At 71.9% G+C, this 1942-nt stretch carries 2 protein-coding genes and 1 pseudogene; all 3 read right to left on the reverse strand.

What is annotated here, in order from left to right; genetic code table 11:
* Positions 1–560, reverse strand: a 560-nt coding sequence (locus ABZ863_RS35585; protein ID WP_358544181.1) for an NADH-quinone oxidoreductase subunit I, incomplete at its 3' end; no start/stop codon positions are given.
* Entirely contained in the window at positions 561–1529 is a 969-nt protein-coding gene (locus ABZ863_RS35590) for a complex I subunit 1 family protein (protein WP_358287911.1), read from the reverse strand.
* Positions 1526–1942, reverse strand: a pseudogene (locus ABZ863_RS35595) (hypothetical protein); the annotation flags it as partial. The gene ABZ863_RS35590 and the pseudogene ABZ863_RS35595, both read right to left, overlap by 4 nt.

Here is a 1942-nt window from a genome sequence, read left to right on the forward strand (position 1 = left end):
GCTTCGGCGGCCTGCTGGGCGGCGGTGCGGTCGGCGGACTTGCGGGCGGCCGCGTACTCCTTGGGCTCCTCGGCGGCGGGGACCAGGGCGGGCGGGGCCGGCACGGTCCACATCCATTCGCGGAGCTTGTCGCGCTCGTGGGTGAGGTCGCGGATGTCGGTCTCGGCGTACTCGAACTCCGGGGACCAGAACAGCGCGTCGAAGGGGCAGACCTCGATGCAGATACCGCAGTACATGCAGAGGGAGAAGTCGATGGCGAAGCGGTCCAGGACGTTGCGGCTGCGCTCGCGTCCGCCGGGGGCGGCGGGCGGCACCGTCTCCTTGTGGGAGTCGATGTAGATGCACCAGTCGGGGCATTCGCGGGCGCAGAGCATGCAGACCGTGCAGTTCTCCTCGAACAGGCCGATGACGCCGCGGGTGCGCGGCGGCAGGTCGGGCTGCGTCTCGGGGTACTGGGCGGTGACGGTCTTCTTCGTCATCGTCCGCAGGGTGACGGCGAGGCCCTTGGCGAGGCCGGAGCCGGGGAAGCTGCGGCCGGAGGGCTGCGGGGACGCGGTCATTTACTGGATCGCCACCTTCACGATGCCGGTGAGCGCGATCTGCGCGAGGGCGAGCGGGACGAGGGTGGTCCAGGCGAGCTTCTGGAGCTGGTCCTCCCGCATCCGGGGGAAGCTGACCCGCAGCCAGATCACCACGAAGGCCAGGACGGCGGTCTTCAGCAGGGTCCACACCCAGCCGAGCCCGTCACCGCCCCAGGGCCCGTGCCAGCCGCCGAGGAAGAGCACGGTGGTGAGGCCGCAGAGGATCACGATGCCCGCGTACTCGGCGAGCAGGAAGAAGGCGAACCGCAGACCGGTGTACTCGGTGTACGCGCCGAAGATGATCTCCGAGTCGGCCACCGGCATGTCGAACGGCGGGCGCTGCAGTTCGGCGAGGCCCGCCACGAAGAAGACGACCGCGCCGACGATCTGCCACGGCAGCCACCACCACTGGAAGCCGTCGAGAATCCCGCTCAGCGACACGGTCCCGGCCGCCATGGCGACGGAGGCCGCCGCGAGCAGCATCGGCAGTTCGTACGCGAGGAGCTGGGCGGCGGTGCGCAGACCGCCGAGGAGCGCGTACTTGTTGGCCGAGGCCCAGCCGCCCATGAGCGAACCGAGCACCCCGACGCCCATCACGGCGAGGACGAAGAAGACCCCCGCGTCGACATGGACCCCGGAGCCGGACTCCCCCGGGCCGACCGGAAGCACGGCGAGGACCAGCAGGTACGGCAGGAGCGCCACGGCCGGGGCCAGCTGGAAGACCCGCCGGTCGGCCTCGGCCGGGACGATGTCCTCCTTCTGCACGAACTTGACCCCGTCGGCCATGAGCTGCGCCCAGCCGTGGAACCCGCCCGCGTACATGGGCCCGAGCCGCCCCTGCATGTGCGCCATCGTCTTGTGCTCGGCCTGCCCGACGACGAGCGGCAGCACCAGGAAGGCGGCGAGGAGGACGAGCAGACGCAGCGCGACGTCGAGTACGTCGTTCATGCGGGGTCGCCTCCGGTGGGGGTGTCGTCGTCCGGGGTGTTTTCTTCGGGGCTCCGGGGCTCACGCGCGGGCTTCTCTGGTTCGGGAGCCTCGCCCTCCAGGCCCGGAGGTTCCTCGCGCGTCTCCTCGTGGGCCGGCTTGGCGTGGTGCCAGGGGGCGTCGGAGCTGCCCGCGCGGGCGGGGCGGCTGCCCGGGGCGGGGGGTCGCTGCTGCGAGGCGGAACCGTCGGCGGCCGAACGGTCACGGCGAGGCCGGGCGGGCGCGGGACGGTCCGGGGAGTCGGCTGCCGGGGCGGCCGGAGCCTCGGGTGCCGTGGGCCCGGACGGCTCGAGCAGACCCGACATGACATCTCCGATGGCGATGCCAGCCGAGTCGCCCAGCAGTCCGAGGATGTCCAGCGGGTTCACCGTGCA

It is taken from the genome of Saccharomonospora sp. NPDC046836, from assembly GCF_040645195.1.
Classification (GTDB): Bacteria; Actinomycetota; Actinomycetes; order Mycobacteriales; family Pseudonocardiaceae; genus Prauserella_A.

Excerpts from the sequence above, each read along its gene's own strand:
- ABZ863_RS35590 (WP_358287911.1), bottom strand. The coding sequence starts at position 1,529 with ATGAACGACGTACTCGACGTCGCGCTGCGTCTGCTCGTCCTCCTCGCC.